This is a genomic window from Puniceicoccaceae bacterium (genome assembly GCA_040224245.1).
Taxonomy (GTDB): Bacteria; Verrucomicrobiota; Verrucomicrobiia; order Opitutales; family JAFGAQ01; genus JAKSBQ01.
In genome coordinates this window covers 17,220-36,402 of record JBEGIR010000017.1, presented here as the reverse complement: position 1 = coordinate 36,402, position 19,183 = coordinate 17,220, and the positions used below count along the sequence as shown (strand labels likewise).

General features: G+C 48.8%; 17 protein-coding genes and 1 tRNA gene. 15 read left to right on the top strand and 3 right to left on the bottom strand.

Annotation, left to right across the window (positions count from 1 at the left end):
* The first annotated feature begins 11 nt into the window (after positions 1-11).
* The 14 genes from ABQ298_02510 to ABQ298_02445 all read left to right on the top strand — a co-directional run bounded on the left by ABQ298_02510 (position 12) and on the right by ABQ298_02445 (position 13,507).
* Positions 12-521 (top strand): NAD(P)H-dependent oxidoreductase subunit E, encoded by a 510-nt coding sequence (locus tag ABQ298_02510; protein ID MEQ9823236.1) that lies wholly within the window; start codon positions 12-14, stop codon positions 519-521.
* A complete protein-coding gene (locus ABQ298_02505) occupies positions 518-2,473 on the top strand; it encodes an NADH-ubiquinone oxidoreductase-F iron-sulfur binding region domain-containing protein (GenBank protein MEQ9823235.1) in 1,956 nt (651 codons plus the stop codon). Before ABQ298_02510 ends, ABQ298_02505 begins: the two co-directional genes overlap by 4 nt.
* Before the next feature lie 30 nt (positions 2,474-2,503).
* Positions 2,504-4,267 carry an NADH-dependent [FeFe] hydrogenase, group A6 gene (locus ABQ298_02500; GenBank protein MEQ9823234.1) on the top strand — a complete coding sequence of 588 codons (1,764 nt, stop codon included), beginning with the start codon at positions 2,504-2,506 and terminating at the stop codon, positions 4,265-4,267.
* A 231-nt stretch (positions 4,268-4,498) separates the two neighbouring features.
* Positions 4,499-4,590 (top strand) — tRNA-Ser (locus ABQ298_02495).
* A gap of 250 nt (positions 4,591-4,840) precedes the next feature.
* The gene (locus ABQ298_02490) at positions 4,841-5,041 is read left to right on the top strand and encodes a hypothetical protein (protein MEQ9823233.1); all 201 of its coding nucleotides are present in this window, start codon (positions 4,841-4,843) and stop codon (positions 5,039-5,041) included.
* A gap of 495 nt (positions 5,042-5,536) precedes the next feature.
* On the top strand, positions 5,537-6,028 hold the full coding sequence (locus tag ABQ298_02485) for a hypothetical protein (protein MEQ9823232.1): 492 nt from the start codon (positions 5,537-5,539) through the stop codon (positions 6,026-6,028).
* Positions 6,029-6,243: 215 nt separating this feature from the next.
* Positions 6,244-7,791 (top strand): type IV secretory system conjugative DNA transfer family protein, encoded by a 1,548-nt coding sequence (locus tag ABQ298_02480; GenBank protein MEQ9823231.1) that lies wholly within the window; start codon positions 6,244-6,246, stop codon positions 7,789-7,791.
* Positions 7,792-7,793: 2 nt separating this feature from the next.
* The gene (locus ABQ298_02475; GenBank protein ID MEQ9823230.1) at positions 7,794-8,027 is read left to right on the top strand and encodes a hypothetical protein; all 234 of its coding nucleotides are present in this window, start codon (positions 7,794-7,796) and stop codon (positions 8,025-8,027) included.
* Between the two features lie 2 nt (positions 8,028-8,029).
* The gene (locus ABQ298_02470; protein MEQ9823229.1) at positions 8,030-8,497 is read left to right on the top strand and encodes a hypothetical protein; all 468 of its coding nucleotides are present in this window, start codon (positions 8,030-8,032) and stop codon (positions 8,495-8,497) included.
* Complete coding sequence (locus ABQ298_02465; GenBank protein ID MEQ9823228.1) at positions 8,494-9,126, top strand: hypothetical protein; 633 nt, start codon at positions 8,494-8,496, stop codon at positions 9,124-9,126. Before ABQ298_02470 ends, ABQ298_02465 begins: the two co-directional genes overlap by 4 nt.
* 17 nt (positions 9,127-9,143) lie before the next feature.
* On the top strand, positions 9,144-9,686 hold the full coding sequence (locus ABQ298_02460) for an RNA polymerase sigma factor (GenBank protein ID MEQ9823227.1): 543 nt from the start codon (positions 9,144-9,146) through the stop codon (positions 9,684-9,686).
* Between the two features lie 5 nt (positions 9,687-9,691).
* Positions 9,692-9,883: a hypothetical protein gene (locus tag ABQ298_02455; protein MEQ9823226.1), complete on the top strand. Its 192-nt coding sequence runs from the start codon at positions 9,692-9,694 to the stop codon at positions 9,881-9,883.
* Between the two features lie 133 nt (positions 9,884-10,016).
* Positions 10,017-12,491 (top strand): hypothetical protein, encoded by a 2,475-nt coding sequence (locus ABQ298_02450; GenBank protein ID MEQ9823225.1) that lies wholly within the window; start codon positions 10,017-10,019, stop codon positions 12,489-12,491.
* An 8-nt stretch (positions 12,492-12,499) separates the two neighbouring features.
* Positions 12,500-13,507 (top strand): hypothetical protein, encoded by a 1,008-nt coding sequence (locus ABQ298_02445; protein MEQ9823224.1) that lies wholly within the window; start codon positions 12,500-12,502, stop codon positions 13,505-13,507.
* A 286-nt stretch (positions 13,508-13,793) separates the two neighbouring features.
* On the opposite strand, the gene ABQ298_02440 is transcribed toward ABQ298_02445, so the two are convergent.
* Positions 13,794-14,927 carry a relaxase/mobilization nuclease domain-containing protein gene (locus ABQ298_02440; protein MEQ9823223.1) on the bottom strand — a complete coding sequence of 378 codons (1,134 nt, stop codon included), beginning with the start codon at positions 14,925-14,927 and terminating at the stop codon, positions 13,794-13,796.
* A 939-nt stretch (positions 14,928-15,866) separates the two neighbouring features.
* Positions 15,867-16,913: a site-specific integrase gene (locus tag ABQ298_02435; GenBank protein ID MEQ9823222.1), complete on the bottom strand. Its 1,047-nt coding sequence runs from the start codon at positions 16,911-16,913 to the stop codon at positions 15,867-15,869.
* Between the two features lie 645 nt (positions 16,914-17,558).
* Between ABQ298_02435 and ABQ298_02430 the strand changes: the two genes are divergently transcribed.
* Positions 17,559-17,921: a hypothetical protein gene (locus ABQ298_02430; GenBank protein ID MEQ9823221.1), complete on the top strand. Its 363-nt coding sequence runs from the start codon at positions 17,559-17,561 to the stop codon at positions 17,919-17,921.
* A 133-nt stretch (positions 17,922-18,054) separates the two neighbouring features.
* Here the strand turns inward: ABQ298_02430 and ABQ298_02425 are convergent, their stop codons facing one another.
* On the bottom strand, positions 18,055-19,008 hold the full coding sequence (locus ABQ298_02425) for a hypothetical protein (GenBank protein ID MEQ9823220.1): 954 nt from the start codon (positions 19,006-19,008) through the stop codon (positions 18,055-18,057).
* Positions 19,009-19,183 lie beyond the last annotated feature (175 nt).

Below are 19,183 nucleotides of genomic sequence, written 5' to 3'. Positions count from 1 at the left end.
GGATCTACCCCATGAATACCGCCTCTCTGACCTATCCGATCGACGACTGTGAGCGCGTCGAGGTCGAAGTCTCCAAACACGTAAAACCGTGGAAACATGAGGAGGGAAACCTCATCATGATTCTGCATTCCATTGAAAACGAGCACGGCTACGTGCCCCGTGAAATTTCGATGGAACTGGCGTGCGAACTGGGCATCCCGCTCGCTCGCATCTATGAAGTGCTCACGTTCTACAACTACTTCAAACTCGTTCCCCCCGGCAAACACAGCGTCGCGCTCTGCAATGGCACTGCCTGCTACCTCAAGGGGGCACCCCAGTTGATTGAGGAACTCGAACGCAAGCTGCACATCAAGGAAGGAGAAACCACCGAGGATCGGGAATTTCACCTGGAAACCGTGCGCTGCATCGGCTGCTGCGGCATGGCACCCGCCATGGTGGTGGACGAAAAAACCTACGGTCGCGTCATCTCCAGCCAACTTCAGGATATTCTGGAACATGCGAAAAAAGGAGGAGCCGCATGAACCGCCTGTCACTCGAAGCACTGCAATCCCTGCGCAACACAACTCCGCGCCCGCCCAACTGGGCCAGCGTTGCCATGGACACAGGTGGCATCGCGGCCGGTGCTGCCGAGGTGCTCGAATGCCTGCGAACCACCAAAGCAGCCCAGGGTCTGCCCGCCGAGATTCTTCAGACAGGCAGCAATGGCATGGCCTACGCCGACCCCGTCGTCATGGTGAAAACCGAACACCTGCCCCTCATCACCTATGGCCAGGTCAATCCACCGCTCGCGCAAGCCATTGTGATGCAACACCTTGCTGAACAGCGCCTGCTCGACGATCACATCATCGCCACCCGACAGCGCGCAACGTCCCTCAACGGCGAACGTCAAATCGCCCTGCTGGTCATGGACACCAGTGACGACAAGGGAGACCGTACCCGGTTTTATCAATCCTCGCTTGAACAGGAACTCGCCGTGCATGGCATCCGCGACATCCAGGTCGTGCGCGCACTCGACATGGGCCTCTACGATCAGGGCATGTGCGTGCAACTGCTTCCTTCAGGGGTGACGTATTCCAATGTTTTGACTCCCGACCTTCGCCGCATCCTGACCGAGTCTCTCGTGCACGGTCGGATCGTGGAGGATTTGCTGGTGAAGGAGCGCGACCCCCAACTACGCATCGTGTTGCAACACTGTGGCATCATCGATCCCGAAGATCTGCAGGACGCTCTGCAACACGGTGCTTATCAGGGCCTGGCGCAAACGCTGAGCACTTTGACTCCGGAGCAGGCCATTGCGGAACTCAAAACCAGCGGTCTTCGGGGACGCGGCGGTGCAGGCTTTCCCACCTGGCTCAAGTGGAAACTGACGCGCGAGCCTGTCTCCGACCAGAAATACGTCATCTGCAACGCAGACGAGGGGGATCCGGGAGCCTTCATGGATCGCAGCGTGCTCGAAGGCGATCCACACCGCGTGCTCGAGGGTCTGATGCTCGCTGGCTACTGCATTGGCGCCTGCAAGGGCTACTTCTACATCCGGGCAGAGTATCCGCTCGCCGTGAAGCGCGTGCAGCGCGCGATCACCGAAGCGAGGGAGGCTGGCCTGCTCGGCCGCAACATTCTCGGCAGCGGATTTGATTTTGAGGCCGACATCCGACTGGGTGCCGGTGCCTTTGTCTGTGGAGAGGAAACCGCACTGATCGCCTCCATCGAGGGGAAGCGAGGGAGCCCTGCCCCACGTCCACCCTTCCCGTCCGTCAGCGGGCTGTTTGGCAAACCCACGGCCATCAACAACGTGGAAACCCTCGCTGCGGTCGCCTCCATTTTCCAGCGGGACGCAGCATGGTACGCACAGTATGGCACCGAAACCTCCCGGGGAACCAAGGTTTTTGCGGTCACTGGCAAGGTGCGCAACGCCCAACTCGTCGAAGTTCCCATGGGCATCCCTCTGCGCAAGATCATCTTTGACATCTGCGGTGGCGTGCTCAGTGGCAATCAGTTGAAGGCGGTGCAAACCGGAGGTCCTTCAGGTGGAGTCATTCCCGAACGCCTCGTCGATACTGCGATCAGCTTTGAGAGCCTGAGCCAGCTCGGCTCGATCATGGGTTCCGGTGGCATGCTGGTGATGGATCAAAATGACAGCATGGTCGATGTGGCAAAGTTTTACCTCAAGTTCTGCGTTGATGAGTCCTGCGGAAAATGCGCTCCCTGCCGCGTCGGCGGCTATCAGATCCTGCAGTTGCTCGAAAAAATCTTTCGCGGGCGAGGATGTGAATCGGACCTTCAGCAGATCCGCCGCATCTGCAAGGCCATGCAAACCGCTTCGCTCTGCGGCCTCGGCCAGACCGCCCCCAACCCCGTTCTCTCCACCTTGCGCTACTTTGAAGAGGAATACACCGCCTTCATTGAGGGTGGAGCCTCCTACGCACGCAAGGTCAAGAAACAGCTCAGCGAGTTGGCCAAACAAACGGCGTGATTTTCCCATCCCACCCCTACCCCGTTCGCCATGATCCAACACATCGTTCAAGCCCGCATTAACGGTCTGCCCGTTTCAGTTCCCTACGGCACCACCATTCTTGAGGCCGCCCGTTCGGTCCAGGTGAAGGTTCCCACACTGTGCAAGCACAAGGATCTGCTGCCCACAGCCGCCTGCGGACTCTGCATCGTGAAGGTGGCGGGTTCGCGCAAGTTTCCCCGCGCCTGCGCCACTCCGCTCGAAGATGGAATGGAGATCACTACGCACGACGGCGAACTCACTGAAATCCGGCGCTCCGTGATCGAGCTTATTCTCTCCAACCACCCCAATGCCTGCCTCTCCTGCGGGAGAAACGGCAACTGCGAGCTGCAGACACTCGCTGCCGAGTTCGGCATCCGGCAGGACTCCATCGATCGCTACATGCGCGACCTACCCTGCGACGCTTCCAATGGTTCCATCATCATCGATTTTAACAAATGCATCAAGTGCGGTCGCTGCGTGCAAGTCTGCCAGGAGGTGCAGAATGTCTGGGCACTCTCCTTTCTCGAGCGCGGCATCCACACCCGCATGGCCCCGGCAGGCGACATCCTGCTCTCCGAATCTCCCTGTATCAAGTGCGGTCAGTGTGCAGCCCACTGTCCCACTGGCGCCATCGTCGAAAACGACGAAACCGCCACCGTCTGGGCCGCGCTGCGCGATCCTGAAAAATTCTGCTCCGTGCAGATCGCCCCAAGCGTGCGCATCGCTCTCGGCGAGGAGTTTGGCTATGCACCGGGCACCAATCTCACCCACAAGATTTACGCCGCTCTGCGCCGCCTCGGTTTCAAGGCAGTCTTCGACACCAACTTCAGCGCAGACCTCACGATCATGGAAGAGGCAACGGAATTTGTGCATCGCCTCACGCAGGGTACAGGTCCACTGCCGCTGATCACCTCCTGCTGCCCGGCCTGGACCGACTACATGGAAAAATTCCACCACGACTTCATCGACAACTTCTCCACCGCCAAGAGTCCCCAGCAGATGCTCGGCGTCATGGCCAAGACCTACTATTCCGAAAAAATGGGGATCGATCCGGCGACACATTATCAGGTCTCCATCATGCCCTGCACGGCGAAAAAATTCGAACTTGAGCGAACCCAAGACATGTTCGCCTCAGGCTATCCGGATGTCGATGTGGTGCTCACCACCCGTGAACTCGCGCGCATGATCAAACAATCCGGCATCGCCTTCACGGAACTCGCAGGAGAGCAGGCAGATTCCCTGCTCGGCACTTACTCCGGTGCCGGAACCCTCTTTGGCGCGACCGGTGGGGTCATGGAGGCTGCCATTCGCACTGCCTATCATCTGGTAACCGGAGATAACCTTGAGGGAGACGCCCTCAACATCACGCCCGTGCGCGGTCTCACGGGAGTCAAGGAAGCCACAATCAACATTCAGGGAACGCCCATCAAGGTAGCCGTGGCCCACGGTATGGCCAATGTCGGCGAAGTGCTCAAGCGCGTGCGCCAGGCCCGCCACAATGGCGATCCCACCCCCTACCATTTCATCGAAGTCATGGCCTGCACCGGCGGCTGCATCGGTGGCGGAGGTCAACCCTACAACGTTGATGTCGGGCTGCGCAAACAGCGCATGGCCGGACTCTACGACGACGATGCCCAAAGCACGACCCGCTGCTCCCACGACAATCCCGAAATCCAACGCATCTACGCCGACTTCCTCGAAGCACCCTGCAGTGAGCGCGCCCACCAACTCCTGCACACCCACTACAAGCCTCAGAAAGTCTATCTCAAATAATCCTTCAAATAAGGCTTGTCATCCCACCCAGTGCCAGATTCACTTCCCACTTTGGCTTCTCAAACGGAGAGATGACAGAGCTGGCCGATTGTGCACGATTGGTTCCGAGTGAGTCCGGCACGCCGGACGAGTGACAACGGTTTGCCCCGCAAACCCCAATCGTAACGATTTACATACGTGCACCATTGACAGGCTCCCATTTTTCCCGATGATCGCCCATTTACCACCAGCGGAGAGATGACAGAGCTGGCCGATTGTGCACGATTGGAAATCGTGTGTGCCCCACAAGGGTACCGGGGGTTCGAATCCCCCTCTCTCCGCCATTTGTAATGCCGCGTCACCCTGTGACAAATCCTGCCTAAAATCCTCTGCCAGAGCAACTTCCCACAGCTCGCCTTCCTCCCCATCCATGTCATCCTGAGACAGGTTTTGCCCTGAAATGTCTGGTTCGTGTGTCCCTTTTACTGTCCCTTTTTGGAGATTTGGCTTCACCCATGGCAGGGAATGAACCGCTTCGAAGGTTGGCAGTAAAGTGGTGTCGGTATAAATATTGGCGGTTAATCGTGGATCGGAATGGCGCATAAGCTCTTGAGCCATGCGCTGGGAAACACCGCTGCGGGCAAGCAGAGTGGCAAAAGTGTATCTGAGGCAGTGAAAATCCAGTTTGCGCCCAATAGCATCAATGCGCACAATTTTGGCCTTCTCGATGTCCTTGGCAAATCGCCTTGCGCAAACGGCGTGATGGGTTCCCTCGAATACAAAATCCGATCCTGAAGCGTTCTCGGACTTGTGCTCTATCAGTTCGCCATGAAGGCGGGGATGCAGCGGAAGCGTGGCATCATTGCTGTTCTTGGTGGTGGAGGCTCTGACTTTGATATGAGGGCGTTCATGATCGAGATCAATGTCAGCCCAGACAAGCTGCCTGAGCTCTCCTAAACGAAGGCCGGTATAGGCGGCGGTCAGATAAAGACAGCGTTGCTGGTCTGCGGCTTCGATCAGGCGGGAAAATTCTTCATCGGTAAAGGCTCTTCGCTTTTGCTGTCTGCCCCTGATATCGACTTTGGTGACGTTGATCAGCGGATTACGCTCAATGCGTCCCTGTTTCTCCATCCAGTTAAGCAGGGCATTGAAAGAATTCTGATAGTCGTTGAGGGTTTTGGGGCTTAGATCATCTTGAGAAGATCGCCAGTCCACAAATTCATCGGCGTTGATGTCTGAGGGGTAAGTCCAGCGGCAATCAGCCGAGATTTTAATCACGCGGCTTTTAACATGGCTGATATAGGATTTGGAGCGGCCTACGGTCTTCAGGTCTGCGATAAATTCCTCAAGGTGTTTGGAGATGGGAAGGCGCGCAGATATGCGCTGCTTCTCCGGCGCAATGATGCCCATGCGCTCGCGCTCTTTGTCTTTAACGAGCTGGGTGAGTTTGGCATTGGCAACCTGCTTGTCGGAGGTTCTAAGGCAAATGGTGTGTTCGATCCATTCACCGTCCAGCTTGATACGGGCATAGTAGCTCTTGCTGATGACCGTTTTACCGCCTCTCTTGCGGCGGCGCTTGAATACGTATGCGACCATGAGAATTATTCTGGTTACGGATTACCGAGAGTCAAACATGAACGGATGTTCACGCCCAGTTTGTTTGTCCTCCAGCCTCCTCAGATAATCCTCGATCTGGTGCACGAAGAGTTTCGAGCATCCGCCAATCTTGACGGGATGTGGGAGTTCACCAGAGGCAATCAGCCTGTAAACTCCGCGTTTTGAAATATCCAGCATCCTCGCCACTTTGGGCAAGGAAACCGGAATCGGTAGTCTTTGCGTGTCTTGTGTTTTCATCTGCCCTTGATACGAGGCAAGGGCTGTCTTCATCCGGCTCTAACTGGCTAAAATATTGGTTGGCTCCGAAATACAAATTCTAATGGGCTTGATAAATTCTCAAAATTTTAACTATATGATGCATTCCTGATTTTCTCCTCCTTATGATATTCAAGAAAGCCTCATCCTCCAATAATCCATCAGCAAAGAGCGCTAATGTATTGCAGGATTTACCGCGCGGGGTTGAGGGCAGAGCCAAGGCAAAAAGCTGGCTGCCCTATCAGTTTTTTGAAAGCCCTGAAATTATCGCAGCCAATCATGGATTTACCCCAAGAACCGGAGAGATATTTCTTGGCATTACCCATGCAAATTGCACTAAGCTCAAGCGGAGTGACGGACGGAGCGAATACCTGGCTGATGGCGGTAATTTGATTGGTTCGCTTGATGACCGCCATGTTTTGACCATAGCGGGTTCGAGAAGCGGCAAAGGCCGCTCGGGGATTATCCCAAACCTCCTCACCTATGGCGGGTCGGTTTTTTCTATCGATCCTAAAGGTGATCATGCACTTTTGACCGCCAAACACCGCGCAGAAGTGCTGGGTCAGAAAGTCGGGATCATCGATCCGTTTGGATTGATGCCTGGAGAACTACGCTCCTATGTGGTGCGCTTTAATCCGCTCAGCATACTGGAATATGACAGCCCGACCATCATTGAGGATGCGGGGCTAATTGCAAGCGCTCTGGTGATCGAAGAAGCCAGAGAGCCTCACTGGTCTGAAACGGCCAGAGCCTTTGTTGAGGGGGTCATTCTTCATGTGGCAACTGATTACAAGTTCGTGAAGGAAGAGCGCAATTTGCCGATGGTCTATGATCTGCTTTCCGGTAAGATGATGGAGCTTGATGATCTGATTGCAGAGATGGAGGACAATCCTTGTCTGGAAGGCAGGATTTCTGGGGCGGCAGTGACCTTAAAGGAAAAGGCGAGTGCTGAGCAAACCAGCGTGGTTTCCACGGCGCGGCGTAATTTGAAGTTTCTGGATTATGAGCCAATCCGCGAGACTCTGAGCGGTAATGATTTTGGGTTCGAAGATTTGAAGAACGGCAATGTCAGCATTTATGAATGCCTGCCGGTCATGCGCATGAGCACGTGCTCAGCCCTCTTGCGCGTCAGTGTAAATCTCGCATTGGCGGCGATGGAAAAATCCAAAAAGAAACCGGATTATCCAGTTTTGATGATCTTGGATGAGTTTCCTGTTCTGGGTTACATGAAGGAGCTTGAAACTGCGATTGGTTATATGGCCGGTCTTGGCGTGAAGCTCTGGATTTTCTTGCAGGACTTAAGCCAGCTCAAGGCGCTTTATAACAAGCGCTGGGAAACCTTTATCGGCAATGCCGGAGTCATTCAGGCCTTCGGGAATTCAGAGCTTTCAACCACAGAATTCTTGAGCAAGCGTCTTGGACAGACGACATTGACTGTCACCAATCAGGGATCGGTCAGCAGAGATCAGCGCAATCAGCAAGGGGCAACCGGCTTTAATCACAATCTGCAAATCCAGAGCCTGCTTACCCCTGAGGAAATCAGCCAGTATTTTGCGCGGGATGATCATCTTTGCAGGCAACTCATTATCCAGCCTGGCAAAAGGCCATGGGTTCTGCAGCGGGCAAATTACGATCAGCACTCGGCGTTCAAGGATTACATTCAACCCATGTAGAAATGGACTATTACGATCCAGAAAACAGGCTGAGCAATCGGCTTGGCGGCAACAGTTCAGAGAGAAATCTGTTCTGGTTGATGCCGATTTTAAACATCCTGCGATTTATCATTATCGCATCGATCCTGATTATGATCCTGACCGGCTCCAGTCCTGATATCGGTCTGGCATGGAACGCGGCCAAGCATCATTCCAAGGAAATTGTTGAGCAGTTCCTCCCTTCTTCCAACCCTTAATCATGAAAGAGCCAATTTCAGAGAAGTTTCAAGAAAAGGCTCAGGCCATGCCTGAAGAAGCCCTTGATGCCCGCATAGCCCGCTTGCCGGAAAACACCCAGCAGAAATACCACGAATTAAAGAGCGGGCAGAAGCAGAGATTTACTGAATTCAGGCAGGAGCTGGCGGATAACCGCGATGATTTGATCAGGACGGTTACTGCGGAAGAGCTCATCAAAAAATCAGCGCCTCAATTGCGCCGTGACAATCGCAGGCGCACAAAATCGGATTTGCAGCATGAGGCAAAAAGCAGCGCTACGCAAATAGTCCTTAACGATGAGAGGCAGCGCCTTGAGCGCATGAAAGACATTCAGGCAAAGGAGCGTCAGTATTTCATCAAAAATGCGGAGCGCAAGGAGCAGTTATCACTCAAAGGGCGGTTTCACGAGCAAAGCCGTAAAAGCGGCGGGCAGGGACGATCTCTCGGATGAAGAAAAACAAGAAAATGCCGCAATACGTTCATCCCTGGCCTCGGATCAAAAACAACAGGATTTCTGCCTGTGTGCTCAGCCCGCGCCGCATGATTGTAATCCAGCGCTTGATCTATGATCCGATCATGTTTTTTGCCAAGGCCGGCGGCGCATTGATTGTTTTTGATATCCTGACCAAGATTTTCTACTCAAGATCGCTGTATCTCTACCTCCCAAACCTCAATCCGTATTGGGTTTACGGATACATCATCTTTGCACTCACGCTTGCAGGCATTGAGGTGTCAACGCGCTTTGGCATGTCCCGCTGGTTGTTCGGTCAGTCCATCAAGATCAAGTTCAGGGAAGATGAAGTTGAGGTCTGGAAGGGGTTTAACAAGCAGAGCTTTTCAAGGGAATATGCCCTCAGCTTTGCATGGAAGGGCTTTGAAAGCGCGTATTATCCGGTTTACCGCAAATCCAGAAAGTTCCAGATTGTAGTAAACGACCAGCATTCCATCACTCTGGCAGAAGTCTTTGATGTAAGGCTCATCGAACATCTCGTTGAGAACTGCAATTACGCCAATGCCCTTAGCAGGCAGGATCAGGAATTTGATCTTGATCCGAGAACACTGGCAAGAACCCCGAATTGAGTGAACTTCAGATAATAATGGGTCAAAGCGAAACAGATCAGGAATTCGAGCGACGGCTCTCGCTCGTCAATGAGGCGATTGATAAATATCACGTCTATCTCGTGAGCTATGTTGCCAATATCTGCAAGAATTACCAGAGCGCTGAGGATATCATGCAGGAAGTCTGGGTCTTTGTGCTCAACAGGTTCGAGGAATCCAAGATTACCTGTCTGCCGATCCTGCGGAGAAAAGCATGGCAGAAATCCATCGATTATTACCGCTCTCAAAAACGGCGCAAAGAGACAACTCATGAAGAATTGCCAGAAGTTCCTGTCTCACCCGCGCACAACTCCGAACCTCACAGTGAGGAGGAAGAAAAGGAGTTCGAGCGCAGTTTCTGGAGCGAGTTCCCAGGGATTGAACTCACTGACGGACAAAAGCAAGTCCTGTGGCTCCATGCCAGATACGGGTTTTCCTACAAGGAAATCGAAGCGAAAACCGGCATTGCCACCTCAACCGTCGGAGACTGGATCAAACTTGCGAGGAGCAAGGTTGCCGCATACCTTAACTCTCAAATGTAACTTTTATGAAAGAAGAACGGCCAAAGGAATACTTCATCGATCCTGAGATCGATCAGCTCATCGAGCAATACCACAAGAAACCGAACAAAGAAGTGAGGGATCGGTTGAATACTGTGCTCATTCATCAAAGAGAAAAAACTCTGTCCCGAGAGGCAGAGCAAAGAGTAAAGCAAGATAATAGAGGCAAAAAACGCTGAATTCAGACATTAAATCCTGATTCTAAACAACTTAACCAAATCAGAATGCGGCATTAGGTTAAGTTTTTCATAATCCTTGATTTTTGGTGATGGTACGGATAGAATAAGGGTCTTCCTAAATCTGAACTGTTTCTTGCCTAATGAAAGTCTATTCCTCCAAAACAAGACGGATAATTGCTGTTTTTTTGCTATGTATGTGGCTGTCGGTTTGTTTTTCATTTTCCGACAAATTTTACTGAAGCCTAAGATATCTTTAGTAAACGCCACGTTGGCTCCAATCGAATACAAGTGTTTCAGTGTTGATGAATACGATTTCCGTGAATCTTTAGTTGGAGAGGGCTTGTTGCTTCCGGGTGAGAAATTTATTTACAAATCTAATAAGTTCCTTCTGACTTCACCTAAATTCACTATTCAAGCGCGCCCTAGGATTCCTGAACTTAATCTTGATATCGGTTCTACCAAATGGATGGCAGAATTCTCCAAGGGAAAAGATGAATCATTGAATAGTTTTCCCAGTTCACGAAGTATTTCACAAAGCCCGAACTACAGTGGGAATTTTCAGTATGTTTTTTTGGATTCCCTTGTGAAAGAAACAGAAGCAATTCAGTGGGATACCGCAGATGAGTCAGAGATCGAGAGTGTCTTGAGTATTTGTAAATTACGTGGCGAAAGAATTGCGCAGAATGTACACATGCGGGTTGTTTCCGCAGCTCCTTATGCAAGCTCATATTCGTTAATCTATTCGAATGAATCAGAGTCATCGACTAATTGGAAATTGGAAGGTTGGTGGTCAGTCGATCCTGATAATCAAGAACGAACAATCTCAAGAAGAATTGAAAGTTACTCTGATTTTCATGCCCTGATTACTTTTAACCCGAACGACGATGAACTCTTTAGGGCTATCCATGACATATATGACAGTGCAAGCGTCCGAAACCTTGCTGAATATGTATGGGGAGAGGGTGAGGTTGACACAATCGTGTCGAATAAGGTGATGGATTTGAATTTGGGTTCTGATTTTAATTCAGGTCTTTCATTGTCTAGTCCAGAAAACTATGAAAGTCCGTTTTATCGATTCAATCACGTTAGGTGGACTGAAGAAGGTAGGGTTTTTACCTATATCATTCATGATGAGAAATTTCCGGAATTGGCTCTGAGTTATTCGGATATAGATAGCGGCGGCATAAATATAGTGCAAAACCTAGTTAGGAAAAAATCCTCCGAACTTGTTCAAGAAGCAACCCTGACCGTTTTTAATGTAACACCCTTTAGAGTTGATTATGCAGTTTCATATCCTGTGACTGATGATGAATGGGTAACTACAAATTTCATGTCAGTTGAAGCAGGAAAAACAGCGAAAGTTACAAGGCTGTTTAAAAATTCAAATCCTGACTTTTATTTGACCGCAAGATCGTCGGTTTATGAACAAAGAAAAGTAAATACATTTCATGGATTGAGCGATTATGACACCGAACGTCAATATTGGGAAGGCGGTGCTGTTTTCAGCCCAATAAGTGTAAGATGTTTCAATGAGAAGTTGGGCTATTGGGGAAATGATGAAGATATTTATGGCTTCCATAAGTCAAACGTAGATTTCGCGCGGAATCATCAGAATGAGTTTCTATTTGTCATATCGCCTTTTGGTAACAATGAAAACCCTCAAGAAGTCTACAAATCAAAAGATGATTTGGAAAAGGCATGTTTTGACGCAATCTCGCTCTCTTCAAGCCTGAGTCATGTTATCAGCATGAAAGATCGTTATGGCAATTTACAAATTTTTCCCTACGATCTTGGATTAAGATTTGCTAAAGATGATCGCTATTGGGATTTGGGAATAGAAATTACAGATGCATCCACACACCTATCTTCTGGAGAACCATCTCCATTTAGTGAGGGCGATGTTTTGCTCAGTTTTGATGGTCATCCAATCTTTAATGAATATGATGTGTCATACCTATTAATTGAGCATGCACAAGACATGGAATATGGCGGGATCAAAGTGGCAATCCCATTTACTGTGTCCAGAGGTTCTCGATTGGTGTCGGGTCATACGAACTACTGGTTTGTTAAGGAGTTCTATGACAGATATAAAAGAGACCGACCTTCGCAATTTTGGACACCTCTATGGAGTCTTGGAGATGCTTCGTTCTTGGGTAGATCTCCTGAGATCACAGCAATCGGAAAAGTCGCCTTACCATTTGCTTATAATCTCTTTGAATTCGCAGCATCGAAAATTGGTAACTACGAACCACACGAAATTCCTATCCCTGATTATGAAGAACAGTTATGGATTGAGGAACAATGGAAGGCAATGAGACAGCAATGGTATCCGAACACCTATTTAGCAGGTGAATTTGGGGGGCTTTTCATAAATTTACCTCGTGGGGCGTTAAAAGTTGCTGGGGGGAAATCAATGACGAGGTTTGCAAAGTCGCGTTTTGGAGGAATATTTCTGGAGGTAAGTGAGAATGTCATCTGGACTATTTCTGATGGGTCTTCCGTGAGGACGAACAAGCAAATGATTGATGAAGTTATTGATACTTTGCCGTATGCGGTAGGAGGTGCAGTAATTGCAGGAGAACTTGGGCGAACCACTAAATTTAAGTAAAGGAGAATATGAAAGAGAAAATCGGAATCATAGGAGTCGTTTTTGTCCTTCTGGTAACATTTCCGGTGTCAATCCATGCAACTCCGGCTGGGGCTGTAGATGATGCTGTCAAGAGCGCGGTTAGAAAGTCTGATGACATTCCAAGTAAACCCGTAAAACAGGTTTTTAGTCAAAACGCTAGCAACTTAGCAAAGTCGGGATCGAGTATCGGACAACGCATAGAATTAAACCTTGCCCGAAATGCTGAAGAAACAGCACGAATACATGGAAGTCCAACTATAGGAAGACAGAAACAGGTTGCTCAGGATGTACTGAAAAAAAACAAAAATCTAACACCACCTCCTCCTGTTTCTACCCAGGCGGATGTAGCTCAAGCAACGAACAGAGTCGACGAAATCAAAAAATCCAAAACTCCCAATCTCGACCAAAAAACTAAATCTGAAATTGGTGCTACTGAACGTAAGGCGAAGCAAGACGCTGCTACTCAACAACAACGTCAATTGGATTTGGAAAATCAAAAAAGATTTGATGATCAAAGAAAATTAAATGAAGAGGCCTTAGATAATAAGGTCAAGGATAATGAATTATTCCAGAAGAAGCAGGCAGAGCAAAAGAGATTTCGAGAACAAAAACGTGCTGACGAGGCAGCCTTTACAAAGAAAAAAGAGGCTGAGGAAAAGCATTTTATCGTGCAGAAGGAGAAGCAAAAGAGACTCACTGAAAAAAGAAAGCAGGATGCTGATGCGCTCGAACAAAAACAACGTGAAGCGGAGAAAATTCGAAGAGATAAGGTCGATGGAATTATGCAACAAATTGACCAGTCAGGAGCTAAAGTGCAAGTCAACGGAACGACCAAAAGTATAATAGTATCAAAAGGTGACAAGCAGATTAGATTAGATGCGACTCCTGAACGTTCTCACAATGATAAACCACATTTTCACTTTCAAGAGGGGAGGACAACTGGTAATCTGAAAGATATTGGAGAACATAGGAGATATTTTAAGGAAAATGAGTAGTGATATTAAAAGGTATTGTTGATTCTGAAAGATACTATCTGATCATCCAAGAACCTGTCGTGAATGGGGAATATTATGCGTTTTTTTGTCGTTCAAATGGAACCGATTATGACTATGTTCAACCATCTTTAAAAGCTGCGAAAGAATGCATGGTTGAGATTGAAGGTGAGCCCTTAAATGGATGGGAAAGAATATCAATTGACGATGTCCCAAGTGCTTTGAGGTACGTTTACGATGACATTCTATGATATAATAATAGTCAGGATTTTGAGCGACATTCCATGAGTTATCGTTCCAGAATCGGGGGTGAGGAATCTTTCATCTTATCGCTGTCATAACTATGGCTTCTTTTCGATTTATGATTTCTTCGTGTAATTGGCGTAGTTGGAAAATTTTCACGATGTGAGCGATCCTGCCCATTTAACTTTTTCAGATCAGCCATTTCTCTTTCAGCATCGGATTTGCTCTTCAGGAAGTCATCCTGCAATTCTCGCAGGCTCTCCCGTTTATTTCGCGTCAAACCTATGAGCTTCTTCCACCATGGGGCGTTCTGGATTTCTGCCCTAAGTTCCGAGATAGCAGTTTCCTGCTCATGCAATCGGTATTTTTGCCGGATCTTTTTGATCTGATCCTCCCGCTGCGACCTTGAAGCGACTTTCTTCTTCGGCTTAATGCGTTTTCTATCGATAGCCTCATCGACCGTTGGTAGGGCTGATAGATCAATATCAGAAAGCCGTTCCCTGAAATTCTTTGATCGGATGCCCTCGATGTGCCGGACGGGATTGATGGTTTTGCCCTTTGGGTCAACCACTACAAGCCGCTTGTTCCCATGTGCAAGGGTAAGGCCGGATGCTTCAAGAGCGGCAATGAGACTGCGTCCGTTATCGGATTTATCCCAAGCTTCCTGAATGCGGTTGTCCCTGTAGTTGGATTCCTGCCCTTTCTCCCGCTTTTTCGCGTTCTCCTCACGCTGTGGACTGTATTCAAGGCCGTGCTCTCGTGCATATTCCAAAGCAAAACTAGAAAGCTTGCGGTAACTGTGAGAGTTGCTGGCAACCAATCCTGTAATCGGGTGAATTCGGTTCACGATCACATGCACGTGCCGGTGAGGGGTATCCCTGTGCGCCACGATCATACATTCGTGCTCTGACAGTCCCAACACTTTCAGAGAATCCAATGCCGTTTCCAGCATGTGATCCTTATCGGGGTCTTGCTCTGGATGCCATGACAGCGAATAAGCCATAACCGGCTTTTCGCATTTGCGTCCGGTGGAAACCTGACCGGAAGCCTCTTTCAAACGATCCTGCGATTTTGCGGTATAGGCCATGACCTTCCATGCAAGATCAGGATCACGAGTGAGCATGTTTACTGTATGAGTCCATGCAACACGGTCACGGCTTTCACTGTCTTTATCGTGCATGTAATAAAGATAGCTGCCGTGAAAAGACCTTCCCCCCGTTGTGACGCATGGATTCATGGCTCACTCGTCCTTTCGAATGTCGCTGTAGACGATATGAGCGATTTCATCACAGAGCGGCTGGAGCATTTTCCCTAGCCTGCCGTTTTGATGAAAACGGCGAACAAGCTGATTGAGGTTATTGCCTATACGCTCAAGGCGTTTGAGCAATGCCGGATCACAAGCTTGGGAGCGCTGGATAACGAGACGCTTTCCTTTGGACAGGGTTGAGTGACGGGCAAGTGTGTGAACACTTAGCCCAGCTCGCTTGGCGGTAGCAGCAAGATCATCGAATTCAGACGGTGTAACCCTGAATATGATCTGCTGCGTTTTTCGCTGTGTTTCCTGTATGCGTGGTCGTCCCATTGCTCACCCTAGACTACGCTACCCACAGCCGGAAAAACCGACATGCGGGCTATTTAGGTGCGAATTCGCACCGAAAGAGGGGGATTGTAACGGGGGAGATGCTCTCCCCCTTGCCAAGATGGTTTTTGTAATACAAAAACACATCTTGCTACCCAGTCCAAAATCTACCGTATAATTACAACTATAGGGCTAAATAGTTAAGATATTATGACCGACAGTTGATGCTCTTGAAATATCGCAAATGAACACATAGGATGCTGAATCAATTGAAGAAATTGGAATGTTTATGTGATTGGGACACTGAAAAATTTTCCGTAATAAGTGCGCACGCGTGCGCACTTATTACCTTACTACATACGCTTTCATGCGAAAAATGGCATTTTATCAATATGATGAATCGCAGAAAACCGCCATATACAGCGAAATCCTCTGAATTGCCAAGGTTGGGGTCGAGGGTTCGAATCCCTTCACTCGCTCCAATAAATTCAATAACTTAGCCGGAATTCGAAATTGTAATAAGTGCGCACTGGTGCGCACTTATCCGTAGAGATCATCGAGCGTATCTATCGCTTTTTTCAGATAATCCGGGTGATGCTTGGCGTAGTGCTTCTCAACGGTGGTCAGTCTATCACCCATTATTCCTGCAATTTCCCAGAGAGGAACTCCCCGTTGCGCAAGTAGAGTTGCTCCGGTATGTCTTAAAACGTGTGGAGTGACCCATGGCATCCCTGCGCGTTTGGCTACCCTTGCGAATGCCTTTTTGTTATCGATAACACGCTTTCCGTTGAACTCGATTACATATTCTGTCTGGCCAAATTCAGCGGCTTCTTTCAGAGCTGAATACAGGTTGTCATTGATTCCGACTGGAACACGTCTTTTTTTCGTCTGTGTGCGTCCTGGAGGATTGAAATTGATCAACCTGCGGTCAAGATCAACCTGTGACCATTTCAAGTCCAGAATGGCTGCTTTTCGCGAAAGTGTGTGCAGAGCCAGTTGGGTAAAAAGGCGAATGTGAGGTGTTCGACACTGGTCTAGGAAGGTTCGAACCTGCTCAGGTGTCATCCATTTGTCTTTTGGAGGTGGTTCTTTGGGTTTTTCTAAAATCGGAACTTTGCCTATCCAGCCCTCTGCATGAGCGAAATTGAGTGCTGCCGTGAAAATCGCTAGTTGCCTGCGAATGGTAGCATTGGCCTTTTCGTTCTTTCTCTGAAATTCGATGTATTCTCGGGATTGTTGCCTGCTGATGCTTTCGGGCGAATAGCTCCCAAAATAGTCAGATATGGGGTCAAGGCTCACTACAAGGCTTTGGAATGCTTGTCGTGATCTGTAATCCGATTCATAGGTATCGTCTTTGTGATCCAGATACCTCTTTATCACGTCATCACATGTGATTTCCTCTTTTGGAGGAGGTGCATTCCAGCCATTGATGAAATCAGCTAGGAATTGTTGCGCTCTGCCAGGATCATCTGTGCCCGTTGAAATCCGTCTTGAACGCCTGTTCTCTGACCAGCAGAGGTAAAAGTTTTTCTTATCCCCGATTTTGCTAAGTTTGAATTCGGGAACAGGTCGAGCTGTTCTTGGCATCTACAGCCTCCCTCGTAATTATGTACAGCTTCTCTTGTTATACGGTACATGCTTCCCATTTTCAAATATTCCAGGGAACCGTCATTGATTCTGGCTCTCACAAAGCCTTCGGAGCAGTTCCAATGCTTCGCCAGTTCCTTAACGGTAAAATGATTGTTGGGATAGACCACCACATCCTCCCATTTTTCATAAAGTTAGCTCACTACTACCAGTTGAGCACAATTTGACTAAAATCCGGTTAAAATCTGCCTTATTGACACAGATACGATCTGCCCCGTTTCGAAAAAGATTCCTCCCCTTGGTCTTTATTGATTTCGTTTTGCCAGTAATACCGCCGGTTTTGCAATTGTCTGCCCGCACCTTGGAACCTGTCGGTTCCACCGTGTTGAAAGTGCAAAAGCGTCTCTTGGATTATGGCCATGCCTCCTCAAGAAAGAGCCAAATGGGTTGGCTCTAGCGAAAGAGAGGAGTAAATCATGAAATTCTTCAAAAAGATCAAATTCCACTTCTTTTTAGAAATCACGCTACTGGTCGTGAGATAACCAAGGATACGGAGGATCCGGCAACGATCCTCCGTTTTTCTCGGACAAGCCGGAGGTCTGCGGCGTATCCATGGGTAACCTTAATATCAACCAGAGGAAAAAAATGGAAAACGTAAAATCACTACCGACTGACAATCAGGCAACAGACAAGGAAATTGACAAGGCCAATGCAGAGCGCTACGCAGAGCCGGAAAATGAGCTGCTCTACAGCTTGAAATCCACTATCGACCGCAGTGGCCGGTACAATTACCGGCTGGAGGATTTCTCTCTGGGCTATGCTGCCGGAGCAGGGATGTCCAGCCGCGCCGCCAAACGCGAGCTTTCGGAGAAATTCGAGCGGCAATTCGGACTATCACCCAAGCAATATCTTGAGCGCAGCTTCGAACAGAACCGCGCAAACCGGCGGGCGCAGGCCGGACGGCAGAGCGAACAATCACGTAGCGAAGAACGCACCCGCGAGCGATGATAAAAAAATTTCTGCCTTTAACCATTCGTTAAGGAATTGATGGCAGGATACCTTCAAGAGCCATCATCTTGATGCCTCTTATGTTTTATCTTTTAGAAGACTTCTGGCCGAGCATCCCCGCTCGGCCTTTTTTTTATTCATCGAGCTGGCCGTCTTTCCAGATCACCTTGACCCTCGCTTTTCGGGCAATTCCTGCTTCCTTGTCGGCGGATTGTCTATCAGGGAAGGGTTTCATCGATCCATCGATGTAGGCATTGAACCAGAATTCATGGTATTGCAGCTCATTTTCAAGGCCTGTCTGCTCAATAATCCTAACCTCTGATTTCTTGCTCTGGATTTCCTCCCATTCATTCTTTTTACCGTTTGGATTGTTCGGGCGATCATCACGATTAGCTTTTTGGAGGATGGATTCCTCGATTTTTTCCCGCGCTTCCTCATATCCTTGTTTATAGCCCTGATTTCGAGCTTGTTTGACAGCTCTATTATTGCCCTCAAGGAGTTTCTTTTTCTCTGCCCTATGGACTCTTTTCAAGTCGGCCAAAGTCTCAGGGGTGGTTTCTGCGACTTCCTTGCGCTCTCTGACCTTGTGGGCTGAAATCCGGCGGTTCAGTTTGTCAATTTTTTGGCTGTGTTCCTTTTTGAGTGCGTGAATCTCATCCTCATGCTTGATCCTCTCGGATAACAAGGTCTCCTGCGCTTCTGCCGCAATTTGTTCTCTGGCCTGTTCTATGGCATGGCGCTGAATTCTAGCCTTTGTGGGTTTCTCATTTTTCAGCCTTTCAATGATCTCCTTGAGGTTCTCAATTTCCCTGAGCTTCTCAAAGAGAGCGTCTTGGGCTTTGATCAGGGATTCACGGCTTTTCTTCAGTTCTGCGTATACCTTATTTTCTGCCTTTCTGGCTCTGTCCAAATCGTCTTTCAGTTGTTCGACCTCGCTACCCGCATAGTTTTCCTCTTTGGCTTTTCTTTCGATTTCACGAATGTGCTCATTGAGAATTTTTATTCTCTTTTCGTAGTGTTGGTGAGTGCGATCCATCGATTTTTGAAACTTTTTCAGGTCAAAATCTTGATTTGGCTCATCGCTCATTTACAGCTCCATGGTTCATTATTACCTATTTTTATCTTGTAACATTCTTGAAGGAAATGACATACGCTACACGTCAAATATTTCTGAAAACCCCTCCAAAACAACATCTTCTAAATATAGATAAAATTTGAGACAAATTTCTCTAAAATTTACTTTAAATATGATCATTAACCCA

What these genes read in the sequence shown, in the direction of transcription:
- ABQ298_02435 (MEQ9823222.1), bottom strand. Translation starts at nt 16,913, where the DNA reads ATGCCAAGAACAGCTCGACCTGTTCCCGAATTCAAACTTAGCAAAATC.
- ABQ298_02425 (MEQ9823220.1), bottom strand. Translation starts at nt 19,008, where the DNA reads ATGAGCGATGAGCCAAATCAAGATTTTGACCTGAAAAAGTTTCAAAAA.
- ABQ298_02455 (MEQ9823226.1), top strand. Translation starts at nt 9,692, where the DNA reads ATGAAAGAAGAACGGCCAAAGGAATACTTCATCGATCCTGAGATCGAT.
- ABQ298_02480 (MEQ9823231.1), top strand. Translation starts at nt 6,244, where the DNA reads ATGATATTCAAGAAAGCCTCATCCTCCAATAATCCATCAGCAAAGAGC.
- ABQ298_02510 (MEQ9823236.1), top strand. Translation starts at nt 12, where the DNA reads ATGAATACCGCCTCTCTGACCTATCCGATCGACGACTGTGAGCGCGTC.
- ABQ298_02470 (MEQ9823229.1), top strand. Translation starts at nt 8,030, where the DNA reads ATGAAAGAGCCAATTTCAGAGAAGTTTCAAGAAAAGGCTCAGGCCATG.
- ABQ298_02505 (MEQ9823235.1), top strand. Translation starts at nt 518, where the DNA reads ATGAACCGCCTGTCACTCGAAGCACTGCAATCCCTGCGCAACACAACT.
- ABQ298_02485 (MEQ9823232.1), top strand. Translation starts at nt 5,537, where the DNA reads ATGGCTGATATAGGATTTGGAGCGGCCTACGGTCTTCAGGTCTGCGAT.
- ABQ298_02500 (MEQ9823234.1), top strand. Translation starts at nt 2,504, where the DNA reads ATGATCCAACACATCGTTCAAGCCCGCATTAACGGTCTGCCCGTTTCA.
- ABQ298_02475 (MEQ9823230.1), top strand. Translation starts at nt 7,794, where the DNA reads ATGGACTATTACGATCCAGAAAACAGGCTGAGCAATCGGCTTGGCGGC.
- ABQ298_02460 (MEQ9823227.1), top strand. Translation starts at nt 9,144, where the DNA reads ATGGGTCAAAGCGAAACAGATCAGGAATTCGAGCGACGGCTCTCGCTC.
- ABQ298_02440 (MEQ9823223.1), bottom strand. Translation starts at nt 14,927, where the DNA reads ATGCACGATAAAGACAGTGAAAGCCGTGACCGTGTTGCATGGACTCAT.
- ABQ298_02445 (MEQ9823224.1), top strand. Translation starts at nt 12,500, where the DNA reads ATGAAAGAGAAAATCGGAATCATAGGAGTCGTTTTTGTCCTTCTGGTA.
- ABQ298_02490 (MEQ9823233.1), top strand. Translation starts at nt 4,841, where the DNA reads ATGGCGCATAAGCTCTTGAGCCATGCGCTGGGAAACACCGCTGCGGGC.
- ABQ298_02430 (MEQ9823221.1), top strand. Translation starts at nt 17,559, where the DNA reads ATGGAAAACGTAAAATCACTACCGACTGACAATCAGGCAACAGACAAG.
- ABQ298_02465 (MEQ9823228.1), top strand. Translation starts at nt 8,494, where the DNA reads ATGAAGAAAAACAAGAAAATGCCGCAATACGTTCATCCCTGGCCTCGG.